Origin of the sequence: Fodinisporobacter ferrooxydans (genome assembly GCF_022818495.1) — a bacterium.
Taxonomy (GTDB): domain Bacteria; phylum Bacillota; class Bacilli; order Tumebacillales; family MYW30-H2; genus Fodinisporobacter; species Fodinisporobacter ferrooxydans.
The window spans coordinates 939,480-957,353 of the sequence record NZ_CP089291.1 but is presented as its reverse complement, the minus strand read 5'-3'; the positions used below and the strand labels follow the sequence as shown (position 1 = coordinate 957,353).

At 42.2% G+C, this 17,874-nt stretch carries 16 protein-coding genes; 10 read left to right on the top strand and 6 right to left on the bottom strand.

Annotation, left to right across the window (positions count from 1 at the left end; translation table 11 throughout):
* Positions 1-141: 141 nt before the first annotated feature.
* On the top strand, positions 142-1,392 hold the full coding sequence (locus LSG31_RS04500) for a stalk domain-containing protein (RefSeq protein ID WP_347438207.1): 1,251 nt from the start codon (positions 142-144) through the stop codon (positions 1,390-1,392).
* A gap of 122 nt (positions 1,393-1,514) precedes the next feature.
* On the opposite strand, the gene LSG31_RS04495 is transcribed toward LSG31_RS04500, so the two are convergent.
* The 3 genes from LSG31_RS04495 to LSG31_RS04485 form a co-directional block, all read right to left on the bottom strand.
* Positions 1,515-2,705, bottom strand: a complete 1,191-nt coding sequence (locus LSG31_RS04495) for an IS701 family transposase (RefSeq protein ID WP_347438206.1) — start codon at positions 2,703-2,705, stop codon at positions 1,515-1,517.
* Positions 2,706-2,874: 169 nt separating this feature from the next.
* Positions 2,875-4,350, bottom strand: a complete 1,476-nt coding sequence (locus LSG31_RS04490; protein WP_347438205.1) for a glycosyltransferase — start codon at positions 4,348-4,350, stop codon at positions 2,875-2,877.
* A 140-nt stretch (positions 4,351-4,490) separates the two neighbouring features.
* Positions 4,491-5,438 carry an S-layer homology domain-containing protein gene (locus LSG31_RS04485; protein WP_347438204.1) on the bottom strand — a complete coding sequence of 316 codons (948 nt, stop codon included), beginning with the start codon at positions 5,436-5,438 and terminating at the stop codon, positions 4,491-4,493.
* 272 nt (positions 5,439-5,710) lie between these two features.
* Here LSG31_RS04485 and LSG31_RS04480 point away from each other — a divergent pair, with 272 nt between their 5' ends.
* On the top strand, positions 5,711-7,072 hold the full coding sequence (locus tag LSG31_RS04480) for an IS1380 family transposase (protein WP_347438203.1): 1,362 nt from the start codon (positions 5,711-5,713) through the stop codon (positions 7,070-7,072).
* 395 nt (positions 7,073-7,467) lie between these two features.
* Here LSG31_RS04480 and LSG31_RS04475 read toward each other — a convergent pair whose 3' ends face one another.
* The 3 genes from LSG31_RS04475 to LSG31_RS04465 form a co-directional block, all read right to left on the bottom strand.
* Positions 7,468-7,812 (bottom strand): HepT-like ribonuclease domain-containing protein, encoded by a 345-nt coding sequence (locus LSG31_RS04475; protein WP_347438202.1) that lies wholly within the window; start codon positions 7,810-7,812, stop codon positions 7,468-7,470.
* A complete protein-coding gene (locus LSG31_RS04470) occupies positions 7,809-8,090 on the bottom strand; it encodes a nucleotidyltransferase family protein (RefSeq protein ID WP_347438201.1) in 282 nt (93 codons plus the stop codon). Before LSG31_RS04470 ends, LSG31_RS04475 begins: the two co-directional genes overlap by 4 nt.
* A gap of 420 nt (positions 8,091-8,510) precedes the next feature.
* On the bottom strand, positions 8,511-8,726 hold the full coding sequence (locus tag LSG31_RS04465; protein WP_347438200.1) for a YgaP family membrane protein: 216 nt from the start codon (positions 8,724-8,726) through the stop codon (positions 8,511-8,513).
* A gap of 243 nt (positions 8,727-8,969) precedes the next feature.
* Between LSG31_RS04465 and LSG31_RS04460 the strand changes: the two genes are divergently transcribed.
* The 8 genes from LSG31_RS04460 (at position 8,970) to LSG31_RS04425 (ending at position 17,770) form a co-directional block, all read left to right on the top strand.
* On the top strand, positions 8,970-9,647 hold the full coding sequence (locus LSG31_RS04460; RefSeq protein WP_347438199.1) for a class II aldolase/adducin family protein: 678 nt from the start codon (positions 8,970-8,972) through the stop codon (positions 9,645-9,647).
* Positions 9,648-9,741: 94 nt separating this feature from the next.
* Positions 9,742-10,137, top strand: coding sequence for a PadR family transcriptional regulator (locus LSG31_RS04455; protein WP_347438198.1), 396 nt, complete (start codon positions 9,742-9,744; stop codon positions 10,135-10,137).
* Complete coding sequence (locus LSG31_RS04450) at positions 10,121-11,554, top strand: MFS transporter (protein WP_347438197.1); 1,434 nt, start codon at positions 10,121-10,123, stop codon at positions 11,552-11,554. Before LSG31_RS04455 ends, LSG31_RS04450 begins: the two co-directional genes overlap by 17 nt.
* 243 nt (positions 11,555-11,797) lie before the next feature.
* Positions 11,798-11,998 carry a thioredoxin family protein gene (locus tag LSG31_RS04445; protein WP_347439440.1) on the top strand — a complete coding sequence of 67 codons (201 nt, stop codon included), beginning with the start codon at positions 11,798-11,800 and terminating at the stop codon, positions 11,996-11,998.
* Positions 11,999-12,302: 304 nt separating this feature from the next.
* On the top strand, positions 12,303-12,647 hold the full coding sequence (locus LSG31_RS04440; protein ID WP_347438196.1) for a DsrE/DsrF/DrsH-like family protein: 345 nt from the start codon (positions 12,303-12,305) through the stop codon (positions 12,645-12,647).
* Between the two features lie 12 nt (positions 12,648-12,659).
* On the top strand, positions 12,660-13,031 hold the full coding sequence (locus LSG31_RS04435; RefSeq protein ID WP_347438195.1) for a peroxiredoxin family protein: 372 nt from the start codon (positions 12,660-12,662) through the stop codon (positions 13,029-13,031).
* A 165-nt stretch (positions 13,032-13,196) separates the two neighbouring features.
* Complete coding sequence (locus LSG31_RS04430; protein WP_347438194.1) at positions 13,197-14,495, top strand: efflux RND transporter periplasmic adaptor subunit; 1,299 nt, start codon at positions 13,197-13,199, stop codon at positions 14,493-14,495.
* Positions 14,492-17,770, top strand: coding sequence for an efflux RND transporter permease subunit (locus LSG31_RS04425; protein WP_347438193.1), 3,279 nt, complete (start codon positions 14,492-14,494; stop codon positions 17,768-17,770). The genes LSG31_RS04430 and LSG31_RS04425 overlap by 4 nt, the downstream gene beginning before the upstream one ends.
* Positions 17,771-17,874 lie beyond the last annotated feature (104 nt).

Here is a 17,874-nt window from a genome sequence, read left to right as displayed (position 1 = left end):
GAAAGGTTGCAGTTTTGCAACCTTTCTTTGATATAGACTGCTTTGAAAGAATAATGATACATGAGTTCATATGGAGAGCATAAGCATATATCATATAGTATAAAAACTATTGGAAAATTTAATCGATTGGAGAAGATTCATGTGAATAAGTTGACTCTTTTAAGCTTGGCCACATCTCTTTTTACATGGATGGCTGCTTTTCAGGGAAATGTTTATGCCGATTCAGGAATACATGTAGTAGTAGATGGTCAAGAAGTGGCATTTCCAGACGCTCAGCCGGAGATCATAAATGGACGGACAATGGTTCCAATCACACCAATTGCAAGTTCACTCAATGCAACAATTACACGTTCCAATTTGAATTATTTTATAATTGACAAAGGAAACCAAAGCATTAAGATTGTATGGAACTCGAATACGGCTTATGTAAATGGGGTACCTGTATCGTTGGATTCACCTGCATATATTAAAAATGATCGTACATATGTGCCAATACGTTTTGTAGGTGAAGCGTTTGGTGGGACGGTTGGTTATTCGGGCAATTCGGATACGGTTTATGTTGATACATTTGATCCATCTACGGGATCGTTATACCCGGTAATAAAGGTGGACAATGGAGATACATTTGAAGTAAAAATGGGAGGCATTTGGAACAGCAGCATTCAAACCGTGCGTTTAATTGGCATACAAGCTCCTGAGATGAAATCTGCTGGCAACCTGGGTATGCCTTATTCATATCAAGCGTGGAATTATTTGAATGCAAAACTCCAAGGGCAGAAAGTATATCTTGATTTCGATGTGAAACAGCAAGATAAGTTTGGACATTTGCTGGCATATGCATACTCGCAAAATGGTACGTTTTTAAACGCCGATCTTTTGGAAAAAGGCTATGCACGTGTTGATTCCATGACACCAGACACAAAGCATGATCCTCTTTTTAGCTCGTTGTTAAAGCAAGCACAAGCAAGTCACGAAGGGGTTTGGAGTTTAGTTCAGGATCCGTGGAATGGGAAAGACAGTACAACATGGGGAAATGACGGTTCAGACTATACACAGAAGTCGATTCCACAACAGCAAGTCAAAGTCAATAATGTAAAAATATCCGCTTTAAATGTAAAAGATCAATACATAACGATTGTAAATAACAATACAAATGATATTGATCTTTCTAATTGGACAATTGTGTCTAATTCCAATGGCCAAACGTACCACTTTCCAAATGGGTTTATTTTAAAATCAGGTACAAGTGTAACTGTCACAAGCGGACATGCAGCCAATAATAATTCACCAGGTCAATTGCTGTGGACAACGAACTATGTTTGGAATGAAAGTGGAGATACGGCAACTCTTTGTGATGGGCAAGGAAACACAATAAGTACGTTTCATTCGTAAATAACAATACAAGTAAACTGGGTTGAATGGAACTTCTGCTTCTATTCGACCCAGTTATAGTATTTACTATAAATGAGCAAAAATACTTACAAATTTATACAACAAAAAAGTATAGACTGCCTCTAGGCCAGCTTTAATTGTTGCAAAACAGCTTCAATAGGTACTTGATTCTTTGCAGATTCATAAATCCATTGGACGTAGTCCACTTTTACTTGCTTTCGTACCATTATAAGTCCATCGCCAAATTTTGAAGGCTGACCTAAACCGATGGTGCAATATAAATGTGTCAGCGAAAGTAGTATCCAAAGTCGTTCTATTGCACGAATAGAACGAACTTGATATCCATCAAAACCTAGATTTTGTTTAGTTTGCCGAAAGAAAATCTCGATCGGCCAACGGCGACTATAATAATCAAGGATTGTTTGTGTCTCTAAGGATACATCTGTACACAGAAAAGCATGTAATGCTATCGGATTTTGAAACGCATCCAATGGCCAGCAAAGGAGTACCGCCGCATTCTCAATGCCATTTAAAGCTCCTTCATATCGATACACCCAATAGGTCGATCCGTTTACGGTCACGAGGCAAACGTCCCGTTTGGTTACATACGATGCGAAGGTACTAATTGGAATTCGAATCCCTTTGGGATAGACAATGCGGTTTGTTTTGAGTGCTCCAATTAAATGGTATCCTCGCTCTGCATAAGTGTTCATGAGTTTCGGGCATGTATACCATGAATCAACCAATGCATATCCAGAATAAGGTGGAATCGGCATGGTTTTGGCCAAATCACAAGCGTCATCAATTTTACTTTGGCTCGATTTATCATAACGGTGAATATCATGAATGAGAGAATGTTCACCACATTGAACAATTGTAGCTTGAACTTGATGACCCCAAACGGTTTTTCCTTTTAAGTGGGAATGATGATAGTCTGTTTGTTCGATTGGGTGTTTTGCCTGTGACGAAGGCTTTGTCTTCTCACTAACAGTATCATCATGAATCACAAAAATAGGCTGTTCTGTTTGTTTGGCATGAGACAAAACAAATGAAAGCGATTCTTGTTTTACAAGTCTTTGGATATACGATTCGTCCCAAACACCATCCGAGAGAAAGTGTCCAATGGATGTTCGATGACATGAACTCCATTCCGCTATATCTACCACTTTACCACGATACCCTTTAGCGGTAGCTGCAATAAAAAATTCTTGAATATGCCGCAAGGCAGGCTTTGAAACATATAAGGATAGCCTACGGCTTTTTAAGAAATTGATTATTGCTTCGTGGTTTGGTATGGTAGCATTATGAGACATTTGTGAATCCTCCAGGTATGGTTTTGTGTGGTAACTTAATCTATACCACAGGAGAGGACAAATGTCTCTATTGTTTTTAATTGGTAAAGAAATGGAAGCGAATTTGCTCATTTATAGGTATTTATAATCATCTATAATCTTTATTTAATCATGGTCTACCATCGAATCATTACGATTCCTTGACGATTCGTTGCGCTTCTTGATGGATTGCCTCTATTTGGCCTTCAATTGCAGTTTTATATACCGGACTTTTTGTTGCTACATCCTGATATAATTTTTTCGCGTTGTATAGCCTTCCGGTCTTGGTGAATATGTTTGCTAATAGTAAGTCTGCTTTCCAATCGGCAATTTCCTGAGTAGCTGTCACTAACCCAAGATAGTTGTGAAACGTTTCTTTTGCTTTTAATACATTTTCTTCCGCGATCTGATACAGCAGTTTTGCTTTTTCAATTTGCATGGATGCCAAATAGTAATATGTATCTGGAAAATCAGGATCTGTTTGCAGCATGCGGTTGCAAGTATTTTCAATGCTTGAATAATCTTCGAGGATCATATACGCCTGAACCAATAGTCGCTGAATTTCAAGAAGTGCACCAAAACCTCTTGTTATCTTTCCTTTCTCTTCTGCTTTCAAGAGATAGGAAATTCCTTTTTCCATCTGTTTTGTTGCAAGAACTTCCCTGCCCAAATATAGCCACCAAGTAGGGTCGTCCGGCTCTTCCTGTGTCATCATGGATAATAATCGAATATTACGTTCTAATTTTTCTTGCAAATTCACCTGTTTGGGATCATAACCGTCATGAACCAAACGAAAACGGACAAAAAAGTCGTGTGTACGCAAATTCGTATAGCGATTTCCATCGCTCGGTCCGATTTGTTCGTGAATTCTTCCATGAAACCGTAAATTGCCTCGTATAGGGAACATACGCGGAACAGAGTAACTTACGGATATGGATTGCTCCATAACATTCCATATGACAGGATGCAAAAGTGGGGTAGGTTCATATGTTTCAAGAAGAGCGGCTGATTCTCTCACAAGTTCGACATCCTCGGGATGTAAATACTCATCTGCGTCAACCCAAAGTATCCAGTTGCTTTCAATTTGTTTCAAACCGAAATTACGAGCTGCTGAAAAATCTTCGCACCATTTGAAAGATAGAATTTTTACTTTAGCAAAATTCCTGGCAAATTCCACAGTTCGGTCTGAGGAACCTGTGTCGATCAGTATGATTTCATCGACTGCATCAAGCAAGCTTTCTATACATCTTTTTATGCAGCGCTCTTCATTTTTAGTTAAAATAGCAGCTGCAACAGTCGTAGTTGATTTGATAGCAAGAAGATTTTCTACGTTTACTTTATTTTCACCGGCAGGTGATTTTTGCAGTGTCGATTGTACACTTTGAAACCATGTTGCTTGCGGATGGAATAAGTAAGCTCGCTCATACACCTGTTTTGCCATTTGTCCTAATCCTTGCACTAATAAAATATCGCCAAGCAATTTTAACATTTGTTCATGAAATGGAAACTTTTTTAGAAAATCAATTGCCATTTGTTCAGCATGTGAATAATTTTTTCTTTGAAAAGTTTCAAAAACCATTTGAATTTCATCTTGAATCTCATCGTTATGAGAAGAATGGATCGTCATGTTGCAAGCTCCTTTTTTGATGAACTTTTGTAATAGAAAAAACCTTTACCATGGAACACATCCAAGGTAAAGGATATCATAAGGGAACGCCGTGTATCATATTTCGAACAAATAAAGTGGAATTTATTTTCAAGCATACATCATTTTTTCTGACTAAACGTTCCTGTAAAATGCTTCCCGCCAAAGATGGTAATGGGATTCGACGACTTAATTGTAAGGGTAAGATTGATCGTATCACCGTTTAACTGAATACTGCCTGTGTAATCGTTTGTATCGAATGTGGAAGAGCCACTAACAAATGTCACAGGTAATGTAAAGTATGGTTTATTAGAAGAAGGATCTCCATTATAAAGAGACAAGGTTTTTGAATTTCCCTGATCGTCAATGACTAAATAGAAACTTTGATTGGCAATAGTTGTTGACCAAGTTCCACAGTAAAGTTCAACGTTTCCATTATATTTCGCTAATTTGTCTAGAATGATTGCCACTTCTTCACGAGTCATTTGATGCTGCGGATTGAATCTGGTTCCATCACCTGTCATGAGTCCCTTGTCGGCTACAGCCTCAACATACGGTTTTGCCCAAGCCTGAATCGAGTCTTTATCGGCAAAAGGGATGTTTTGATCAATAAACGAAAGTGTGCTGGTATTAGTAATCTGCAGATGAGCCAATTTTGTCAATATAACAGCAAACTCTTCATTTGTAATTAAATCATTCGGGCGAAAATGATCGCCGCTGCCGCTCATGATGCCTGCCTTACGTACCGCTTCGATGTATTTTAATCCCCAATCGGAGGGAGTCACGTCGGTATAAGATAAAAACTGTACATTCGGTGTATCCAATTTCATAATCTTTGTAATAATTGTTGCAATTTCCCGGCGATTGATGTTGTCATGAGGACGGAAATTGCCGCTGGTATCGCCGCTCATCCAGCCGATTTTGGCTACATCAGTAATGGCATTGATTGCCCAGGAATCGGCAGTTGACAAATCAGCAATCGTTTTCCCTTGGCTGCAAGCATATGTTGTGGTTGCAGGAATCAATAATAAAGCAATAATTGCAGATGATACGAGTAATTTTACTTTCATTTCTTTGACCACCTCAATTTTCCATTTAACTATAAAATATGTATTCTGTTTGGAAAACTAAAATTCCTTTAGAAAATGTGAAAAATGTTGAATATTTTGAGGGATAGTATGAGAGTGGTTTTCAAAAATTCATAATTATTCTAAAAGAGATACCTGAATCCGTGAAATTACTTTTATGAAAACAATAGAATAACAGAGATTTAATACGTATAATGGAGAAAACCGAGTTTTTTTCTTACATAAACAAACTTCACCACAGGGGTGTCCATTATATGCCGGTACATTTTGAATTTGAACAATCCAATGAATACCTGACTTCGCATTCGGGACTTGCTGCCATAGGCCAATTGATTGCACAAACCCGATTGACACAACGATTGGATCATACGAAACTCGACGGAGTTCGTTCTCCTGACATTTCCAACGGCGACATCATGTCTTCCTATCTGGGTCTGCTTTGTCAAGGCAAGAACGACTTCGATGCCATCGAGCCTTTCCGTGAAGATGATTTTTTTGCCCTCTCGTTGGACTTGAAATTGGTTCCTTCCAGTCCCACACTGCGTCAGCGTCTTGATATGGCGGGAGCATCGGAAGATGCGGATTGGCAAACGATATTGAAGGAAGAGTCGGCGACGTTATTGAAAACCATCAACGTTCCCCTTACTCCAATTATGATCCGACTGCCCGATGGGACAGAACAACAGTTTCTTCCGCTTGATGTAGATGTTTCGCCCTTTGACAACTCCAAGACCAAAAAGGAAGGCACTTCCCGAACGTACAAGGCGTTTGATGGTTACGCACCCATCTTCGCTTATCTGGCTCGGGAAGGATACAACATGAACGTCGAATTACGGGAAGGCAAGCAACATTGCCAAAATGGGACACCCGCCTTTCTAAGCCAGAGCATTCACTATGCCCGCATGATCACAGAACAGCCTCTATTGGTTCGCCTAGATTCGGGCAATGACAGCAAGGACAATCTTGTCGTGTGCCATGCAGAAGAAACAAAAGCAGACTACATTATCAAACGCAACTTACGCAAGGAATCCCGCGAAGAGTGGCTTACGGTCGCTCAAACCAAAGGAATCTGCTGTGAACAACGGGAAGGGAAAAAGGTGTACATCGGTTCGACTTCCCTTTACGTGAAAGAAATGCAACAGTCGGTTCGTGTCGTATTTCAAGTGACGGAACGTACGATCACCAAAGACGGACAAGTGTTGTTCGTGCCGGAAATTGAAGTCGATACCTATTGGACATCCCTTACCTGTTCCGCTTGGCAAGTCATTGAATTGTATCATGATCACGGAACTAGCGAGCAATTTCACAGCGAAATCAAGACAGATCTTGATATGGAACGGCTGCCGGCAGGCAAATTTAAAACGAATGACGTAATCCTGCATGCGGGTGTATTCGCCTATAATTTGCTACGGATCATCGGCCAACAAAGCTTGCAAACACCATTCTCGCCACTCAAAAAGTCTGTTCAGCGCCGACGGATTCGAACGGTCATTCAAAACATGATTTATCTTGCAGCTCGCTTGGTTCGACACGCTCGTAAATGGAAACTGCGATTTGGCTGTTACTGTCCGTGGTTTCATACGGTCAAGCAAATGTATACGACTGCTTCTTCGTAAAGAGATTTACGACAAGCACGTAGATATCTAATGCCTTCTCAAAAAAATAAGTTTAGAGGGTTTAGTTTGATATTGCCAAAATCCGAGTTTGCCCCAAAAAGCAATAAGTCGAAGAAGATTCACAGTCATAGTAACCAGTAAACCATATGCTATTTTCAATAGTTCAGACAAGAATTAGAGTGTTTATCCATTTCTAAAACATTAACTGAAAAGCTGTTACGGATTCAGGAGATATTTAGTGAAACGTATGGTTGTGACTATGCTTAAAGAAATTTCAAAAAAATGGCTCAACGCAAATATTAGTACTTGACACATGAATAATTAGCTAAAGTATAGAAAAACGTCTAAAAACATCTGTATATCCCTTATGATGGTAGTGCTAGCCAACACCAAAGTTAGTATAAAAGATCATTTAAAAGCGTCTTGATAACTTGTTTGAGGCTATCAAGATCATTTTCAACAACAGACCAAACCTCTGCCATATCCACTTTAGCATAATCGTGAATGAGTAAATTTCGAAAATCACCCATTTGTCGCCAAGGAATATGTGAGGTTGCTGATTTTAACTCACATGAAAGCTGTTTGCTGGCTTCTCCAATTATTTCAAAATTTCGAATAACCGCATCTTGGATGAGGATGGAATTCATAAATACTTCACGTCCATCTTTACAATACAATTCAATCCGTTCAATACAGTCAAGAATGTCTCGAAGATACACTTGATCTGTTAGATTCATCATAGAGGCACTGCCTCTAGCATTATACGATCCTTCAGCATCGGATGGACAGTTGCCTCAGTAAGAACATCTACAGGCATTCCTAACAAGTCTTCAAGCTCCTGTTTTAGAGAAATCCGTTGAATAAGGTTCGGATTCTCAAATTCGACCAATAAATCAAGATCACTATTTTCCTTTTCCTCACCACGTACCTGTGATCCGAAAATCCGAACGTTTTTCACCTGGTATTTACTAGCCGTTTGCAAAATTTCATTTCTATATCGAATAATTCTTGAATCCATTAGGTCCACCACCTTAGACGTTTCTATCACCATTATATAGACGGGAATCCTTCCCGTACAGTATACAAGTACGAAGAGGCAACTCCCTTTACGATAATTTATACCGCACTACGCCCCAACGTTTCGCTTCGGTCGGAAAATGATCAAATTTGGATACATTTCTTTTAAATCGCGTACATACGCTTCGTATAAGTACATATTGGTTAAATTCTTAGCTTTCGTTTTATCCAACAGATCTGAGTATTGTTGGTCAACAAAACCATCATTGCACTTTCGTTACACCAAACCGCTCCCATGAGATTGCCCATTACAAGAAACAAGGAACTGAACATAAGGATGACTCTTTTTTAAAGCGATATTTCAGTAAAATATACAGCTGTACAGCCGTGATTATGTGCTGAAATTATGCGTAATGAAGATTCAAAAAGAAATCTTATTTTTTTTCGTGCCAAGTTTTATTAAAATTTTTTCCATTAAACAAAAGCCAGTAAGAGAAGAAATAATCAAATTCACACCGACAAAAGCAGTAAATAACAGCCAATAAAGATTTACAAAAACAGCCAATATCAAACTTCCCAAAATGAAAATTCCTGCCAGCAAGCGAATCAGATTTCCCTTTCCATTCACTACGTACACATTAATCACCCCAAAAATTAGATATAAAGCAAACGCAGGTATAATAAACTATTGCTTTTATTATTTCCAATATATACCCTATTAGGTATTTTGGTCAATTAAATTTATTGTATATATTGTTATCTTTACTTTCGTTGGAGACTCTATAACTGATAATTCAAGTGTATTGACTATATTTAATACTATACTGTATATTACAGTATAGTATTAAAATGAAAGTTAGTTTAGAAGGGATGCATTCAAATGACCTTTTTACATGCAGATTCAGCAAGAGCGGAATTAATAAAAGCGGCTAAAAGTCTATCCGCTTCCGGTGTTTTGTTTCGGGGGGAACATGCCAATTTGTCTGCGCGCATCGAAGGAGATCTTGTAGTTATCACACGTGGGGGCAGTATCGCCAATCTCAGCGAATCGAATTTTGCAACGGTGACGCTGCAGGGGGAAACGGTTGAAGGCGAGATCGATTCCGTCACGGCGGAGATTGTCGAGATGCATACAGCGGTGTATCGTGCCAGGGAATCTGTGGGAAGCATCATGCATGTACACGCTCCGCATGCGACCGCATTTGCAGTGGCGCATCAAGCAATTCCTGTAGCGTATGAACCATTGGTGCGGTTTGGCATCACCGAACCGATTCCTGTGGTTCCTTGGGCACCGAGGGGATCGGAAGCGTCTGTAGGAGGGATTGTTCAGATTGTCGAAAAGCACCCCGGACTTCCTGCCGTGTTGCTCGCAAATCATGGAGTGCTTGCGTTTACCTCGAATCCGATGCAAACGGCACACCTGTTGGCAACGTTGGATGAAGCAGCGGAATTGGTGCTGAATGCTCGTGTACTGGGCGGTGAAAAAGAATTGCCGGAGGAAGCACTTGCGCAAGTCAAAAAACATATGGCGCAATTCGGATCAAAAGTCATGGCGTGATGAGACTGACTGAAATTAGGAATTGGATTTGAAATTGTAAGATCCCGCAGTCGATCCTGACAGCGGGATTGATCATGGAGGCTGCAGCTAAGATATGGCGAAAGATGGGGTGTCAAGAAAGCAAAATCGGCATTTGCCTGCGTTTTTACTCTTATTCCTGGCAGAAGGCGATGCACATGGAGGAGCATTGTGGAACCGTATTTCCGATATGATGCCTTTACAATGGGAAATCGATAGCGGGGCGGTGTACCGGGTTTTGCGCGATCTGGAGGAGCGGGGATCCTTAACTTCATACTGGAATACAGAAGATACAGGGCCAGCCAAACGGATCTACCATATCACCGAGGAAGGCTTACAGGAACTAATCTTGTGGTATGAGGATATATGTCTCCGAAAGAGAAATCTGGAATATTTCATTCGGCAATTCGAGAGCTTGAAAAATCATGAACGTGCAACTGGAGACGAGATATCCTATGAGAAATCCGATTAGTTGGGCGGAACGGCAGTCGGCCAAATCATGGTATCGGTGGAGTGTTTTCGCGACGGTGGTAAGTGGGACATTTATGGTGAATGTGGACAGCAGCATCATGAATGTGGCTTTGCCGGTTCTGGAGAGAGAGTTTCATGTCGGTCCACAATTGCTGCAGTGGGTGATCTCCGTATATTTGCTAGTAATAACAGGGATTTTGCCGATTGTTGGGAACGTATCAGACAGGTTGAACAGAAAGAATATTTTCATAAGTGGTGTTGCCATCTTTACGGCGGGATCTGTTCTATGCGCATTTTCCTTGAGTATTGGACAGTTGATTTTGTTTCGCGCCCTTCAGTCGATTGGCGGAGCGATCATTATGGGGAATGTGATGTCGATTGTTGCATACATTTTTCCGGCCGGACAGCGGGGCAGACCGCTTGGGCTCGTTGGCAGCGTGGTTGCAGCCGGAACCATTGTGGGACCATCTCTTGGCGGGATGTTGATTGCATTATTCGGATGGCGGTCCATCTTTTGGGTGAATGTGCCGATCGGCCTATTGTCTGTCATTGCATCGATTTTTGTGCTTGTGGATATTTGTTCCGACAGGCAAACCCGAAAATTTGACGTTTTGGGTGCATTCCTGTTTTTTATCGGCATTGTCAGTCTCATGTTATTTCTATCGGAGGGACAGACGTGGGGATGGGGCAGCTATACGAGCTTGTCGGTATTTGCAATGAGTGCCATCGCACTTGGGCTATTCATATGGCAAGAGTTGCGATCACCCGATCCTGTGATTGAGCTCTCACTTTTTCGTTCAGGTACGTTTTCCATTGGAAATATTGTGGGATATTTGTCATATGTAATGATGATGTTCCCCGGTTTTGTATTGCCGCTATATATGCATCATGTGTTGCGCATTTCAACTGCTCATATTGGGCTGTTGTTGACTCCACAGGCGATCGGCATGATTGTGTTCTCGCCGTTAGGGGGATATTTGGCGGATCGATTTGGCACGAATTGGCCGACCGCATTGGGCATGCTTGTTGGCACGGTCGGTTTATGGATGATGGCCCGTCTGGATCCATCGTCGTCGTATTTCGATATTGTGGCTGCCATGTCAGTGTTCGGACTTGGCATGGGTTTGTTTACTTCACCGAATAATGTTGCCGTACTTGAGAGTGTACCGATAGAGAAGTCGGGATTGACAGGCAGTCTAATCGCCACAGTCCGAAATTTTGGCCGGGTTTCCGGTGTAGCCGTCACTGTATTGTTCCTGCAGATCTCCGGAAATAATCTGCAAACAGTAACAGGTTTCTCAAAAGCATCCGCGTACACGTTCTGGGGAGCAGTGGCATTGGGTGCGTTAGGCACCGTGTTGACCTTGACAAGAGTCTTTCCCGGTCATAAAAAAGTGGTGAATCAAGTCAGCAAATAAAGAGGAGTCTCGTTTTGTATGAATGGGTTTCTATCGAGAAGGGAAAACTATACAGAGATTTGATTGCAGCTGAAGAATGGTCAGGCTTGCTGGAAACATAAACTGTTGGTGGAAACATAAATTCGAGTAAGGGAGAATGGTGCAATGAAACATGTAAACGAAATGCAATTTGACGAATTGTTAAAATCTGATAAACCGGTGCTCGCTTTTTTCTCCGCTGACTGGTGACCGTATTGCAAACGGCTGGGGCCAGTCGTCGAAAAACTGGAAGGGGAATATGGCAATATTCATTTTGCATATGTCGATGCCGATCAAAATCCGGAATTGCCGGGAAGATATAACGTCATGGGGCTGCCGACGCTGATTTTATTCAAAAATGGCAAACCACAGGATCCATTGGTCGGATTTCAACCGGAGTCCAATATTCGTACCTATCTTCAATAAAGTTCCATAGAATTGATACAGATGAGGCTGTTCCAAAAGCCATTTTTAGATTTTTGGCGTCCCACTTTAGCTAATAATTTATACAAGAAGCCCCCATTTCCACTTTTGTAGTGGTTTTGGAGGCTTCTTTATTCATATTTTGGGACTGTCTCATTCAGAGTCACCCTTTTGGGACATCCTCATTTTTGTATAGTATTCATATACATACCAGGGTATAATTAGTAATAATATAAAACAAATGTTATAAAGAGAATTTTTCAATATGTTGTTATCTCATTGAAAAAAAAGAACAGGGTGTGAATTCATGGCTGAAAAACGGACGATCTATTTTGTGACGAAAAGTGAAAATGCGCCAATAGTTCTTTTCGAGGCAATAGAAAAGTCGAAAAATGAGGAAATCATGATTTTTTTCGACCTGGATGGAGCAAGAGTATTGGATGAAGATTTTGCAAGAGAAATGACTCAAGAAATGAATACTGACATTCTGCTTCTTCTAAAATCCGCCTTGCTGTCAGGAGTAAAAATGTTTGCATGTCAAATGAATGTGATGCTGGCAAGCAAATTAAAGTGTTTCGAAGGAGTAGAATTTGCGGGAGTTGTTACATTCTTGAATTATGCGTATGAAGCTGATGCAGTATTAAGTTATTAATGGGGGATGGAATTGAATACAAAAAAGGTTGTTATCATGGCATTGCACAGTGATCTTGAGTCGGCGTATCCTCCTTTAAATATATCAGTTGGCGCAGTATCATCAGGTGCGACAGTTGTTCTGGCTTTTGCCAGAGACGGCGTAGATATTCTCAATTCCAACTATATTCCCATTCCTTCAAAAGGAAGAGGATATTTGGCAAATGCATTAAGTGATTTTGGCGCACCTTCCATTCAAGAACTTTTATCCATCGCCTCCGAAATGGGAGTCAGATTTATTATCGTAGATCAAGATGCGGTTGACACAGATTGGAATGTCGAAAGCAAACCGATCAAATGGATTTTAAACGAGGCAGCTAGTGCAGATTTGTTTTTGCATTTTTAAACTTGATGAAGTTGAAAAAAATTCTTTACATAACGACATACAGCATATAATATACCTATGTGGGTATGTAAACGATTTGGATTTGTTTTCTGTCACACAAATTAAAAGGGAGATCCGATTAAAACTTTTCTCTGTGAAAAAGTTAAAATTAGGGGGACGGTTGCAATGAAGTGGAAAAAAATCATATTCTTTTTGGTGCTTCCTGTTTCGGCATTTATACTTATACTTGGCGGTTTTTTCACACATAAAATTCGTCCGGGCAATGTACAGCTTGAGATGAAAGAAGTAAAAGGTGTCAAACTCCTGAAAATACAAGGAAATCAGTATCAGTCGACTTTGAGTGTGCCTGGTACTGTGGTTTCACAGGAGAATACGACAATTTCCAGCAAAATCATGGCTACTGTAAAAAATATACTGGTCAAAAAGGGGCAAATCATTCACAAGGGAGAGCCATTGCTACTGCTGGATTCATCCCAGGTTGCAGCAACTGCAGACCAGGCAAAAGCCGGTATCGCCGTTGCACAGGCAACCCAGCAAACGGTTGATCAATCGATTAAGGTTGCCCAATCGGCTGCAGATCAGGTACATACACAAATCCAACAGGCAAATGCTGCCTTGCAAGCCGCACAGGCCCAATTCACCAATGCAAAGACAAATTTCGACCGCATATCCGGTCTTTTGGCAGCGGGTGCAGCCAGCCAACAAGACTATGACAATGCCAAAACCAATTACACAAGCGCGCAGGCTGCCGTAGATAAAGCCACGGCCAATGTCGATTCTGCCGAGGCCGCTTATAAGCAGGCGTTGCAGTCTGTTGCTGCTGCGAAAAGCAGGATTGGCGAGACAGATGCACAAATCCAGCAAGCAGGAGCCGCGTATGCCAGTGCGTCCATTTCGCAAAGCGATGCCACGATACTTGCACCGTTTGACGGGAAATTTATTGATACCCTCGTTAATATAGGAGACATGGCTTCCCCAGGCCTGCCGCTGGTAAAAGTGGAGAAGCCTCCCTATTATCTTGAGGTTTATCTGGATGAAAGCAAACAAAACAATATTCATCTTGGCGATAAAATTCCTGTCACAATTGGCACGGATAAAAAAACTTTGACAGGCACCGTGGCGGAAATCGTTCCGCACGTAGATCCCAATACACGCAAATTTAAAGTGAAAATTTTACTTCCATCATCACAAGATATCGTCAGTGGAATGTATGGAGAAGCAGCTGTTCCCGATGGAAGCGAGAAAGGAATGTTCGTTCCTGAATCGGCGATCGTGCGCTGGTCACAATTTACCGGTGTCTTTGTGGTTGATGACAAGGACATTACCCATTTGCGCTATGTCAATCTTGGCCGCTCACAAAACGGCAATGTGGAAGTGTTGAGCGGACTCAATGTCGGAGACAAAGTTGTCATCAGCCCGGTCGATAAAATCACCGATCAGGAAAAGGTGGTGCCTGCATCATGAGTCACAAAGAACAGGCACAATCGGATAAGGTTGGAATCGCCGGCAAAATCGCCCGCATGTTCATCAATTCCAAACTGACACCCTTGTTGGTAGTTGCCATGTTATTGATGGGGATGTTTGCCGTCATGACGACACCGCGGGAAGAAGAACCGCAAATTTCCGTCCCGATGGTTGACGTATATATTCCCTATCCTGGAGCGACCGCGCATGACGTAGAAAATCGCATTACCAAAGTCATGGAAAAAAAACTATGGAAAGTCAATGGCGTTGAATATCTGTATTCGACTTCGAATCCGGGCATGGCCATGATAACGGCTCGTTTCAAAGTCGGCAGCAACCTCGATCAGAGTCTCGTACGGCTTTATAATGCGCTCATGTCCAACGTAGACGCATTGCCGCAAGGTGCGCAACAGCCCCTTGTAAAACCCAAGACGATTGACGATGTGCCGATTGTTTCCTTTACGCTCTGGAGCAATCAAATGGATGACTATTCGTTGCGCAGAATTTCGACAGTCGTGAGTGATGAAGTCAATAAGATTCAAAATGTCGCAAAAACAACTGTGATCGGCGGCAAACAGCGGGAAATGCGCATTGAAGTCAATCCGAAACAGTTGGCAGCGTATCATGTATCGCCGTTAGCCATCCAGCAAACGTTAAACCAAGCCAACCAATCCTTGCCTGCCGGTACGTTTGACCAAGGCAACACAAACAATCAAGTAAAAACGGGGCAGTATCTGACAAACAAAGATGAGATCGCAAACCTGGTCATCGGCGTGTACGATAACCGTCCGATCTATGTAAAAGACGTAGCCAAAATCGTAGACGGTCCGGGCACACGGCAGAATTACGTAATTTTCGCACCCGGACCGCAGGCTGCGGAAAAAGGAATTACGGAAAAGCCAGGCCATACCTATCCGGCTGTTACGATTGATGTGTCAAAAAAGCCGGGGACAAATGCCGTCAATCTTTCCGATAAAGTGATCAAAAAAATCAACGACTTAAAAGGCAAAGTCATTCCTGATAATGTACATGTGACGATCACCCGCAATTATGGGGCAACCGCCCAGGACAAAGTCAATGAGTTGATCAAGCATCTGCTGATCGCGACCGTTTCCGTGGTGCTGTTGATCGGAGTCGTCCTGGGCGTGCGGGAAGCGTTGGTTGTCGGTGTTGCCGTACCTGTGACGCTGGCAATGGCCCTGTTTTTAAGTGAAATGTATGGCTATACGTTAAATCGGGTGACTTTGTTTGCCTTGATCTTTGCCATCGGTATCCTGGTCGATGACGCGATTGTGGTAGTGGAAAACATTCACCGCTGGTTTCATCGCGGCGCGCATCCTCCCATGAAAGCTGCTGTGCTTGCCGTCAATGAAGTCGGCAACCCGACGATCCTTGCTACCATTACCGTGATTACGACATTGCTGCCGATGGCTTTTGTCAGAGGGATGATGGGACCCTATATGGCTCCGATTCCGATCAATGCGTCTGTTTCCATGCTGTTTTCCTTGCTTGTCGCATTTGTCGTCACGCCATGGTTTGCCTATCGTTTTCTGAAAAAACCGGACGGCCACATGTTGGAGCCGGCACAACCTGCTGTTTATGAGTTGAAGGGATTTGCGCGCCGATATGCAAACATCATTCAAATGTTTCTATATCAAAAAGGGAAACGGACCATATTCTTCTTGAGCATCATCGTGTTGTTAGCCGGATCCCTAAGCCTTTTCTACACAAAAGCGGTTCCGTTAAAAATGTTGCCGTTTGACAACAAGAGTGAGCTGCAAGTGGTGATCGACATGCCGGCCGGCAGCACATTGCAAGAAACGACGAACGCCACCAAAGCAATCGGCGATTACCTGGCGACGGTCAAGGAAGTTACGGATTATGAAATGTATGCAGGCACATCCTCTCCATTTAATTTCAATGGATTGGTTCGCCATTACTATTTGCGAAAAGGTCCGAACGTCGCCGATATTCAGGTTAATTTGGTTGACAAAAATCTGCGTCAAGAGCAAAGCCACGATATTGCGAAACGAATTCGCGGACCGATTCAACAAATTGCGGCGAAATTTCATGCAAATGCAAAGATAGTGGAAGATCCGCCGGGACCGCCTGTGCAGGATACGATTGTATTAGAAATTTACGGCAATGATAAACAAGAGCAATACCAAGTCGCAAAGCAAGCAGAAAAAATCTTCCGCGAAACAAAAGGCGTTGTCGATGTCGACACATCGATGGTAGCCGCACAACCGGAATACCGTTTTACGATCAATGACAAAGCGCGTTTAAATGGAATTACCGACCAAGAAGTTGTCAATACATTGCAAATGATGCTGCAAGGCGCTCAAGTAGGACTTCTGCATCCGGCCCATGAACTAGATCCGGTCGTGATCAAGGTGCAGCCTCCGAAAGCAGACCGTTCCAGCATCGAAGCATTAAAGAGCATACAAATTCCGACGCCACAAGGAAAATTGGTGCCGCTTGGGGAGATTGCCGATATTCAAAAGGGTACGATTGAGCAGCCTTTATATCGCAAAAACTTGCGCAGCGTTACATATGTATATGGCGACGTTGCCGGATATACGGAAAGTCCTTTATATTCCATTGCTGCCATGTGGAATAAAATCGGCGCCATTCAAACGAATGACGGCACACATATCAAGCAATACCTGACGACTGAGCCCTGGCTGGAAAATGGAATCAGCGTCAAATGGGACGGCGAATCGCAAATTACATTTGAAGTATTCCGCGATATGGGAATTGCGTATGCGGTTGCCTTGATCATCATGTATTTGCTGATCGTCGGCTGGTTCCAATCGTTCCTGACGCCGCTGATCATCATGTCGCCCATTCCTTTGACATTAATCGGCGTGATTCCGGGACATTGGATGTTTGGAGCATTCTTTACGGCCACATCCATGATCGGCGTCATTGCACTGGCGGGAATTATCGTACGAAATTCCATTCTGCTTGTAGAATTCGCCAATCAGCGGCGAGAGGAAGGAATTTCGATCGGAGAGGCCGTGATCGAAGCGGGAATTGTCCGGGCGAAACCGATTATTCTGACTGCAGCAGCCGTTGTAGTAGGTTCATTTGTCATCTTGTTCGACCCGATTTTTCAGGGCTTGGCCATTTCCTTGATGTTCGGGACGATCGCTTCTACGATTTTGACATTATTTTTGATTCCGGTGATTTACTTTATGGTGGAAACGAAGAAGATGAAAAAGGAATCCATGCGATCAACTTCTCTATTTCATGATCAAAAAATCGAGATGTGATATTTCATATGTTTTAAGCACGATGTTTTAAGCAGGCATCCATCAAAAGAAATCAATCAGCGGCCTTTTTCCGATATTTCATTGGGGAAAGGCCGCTTCGATAT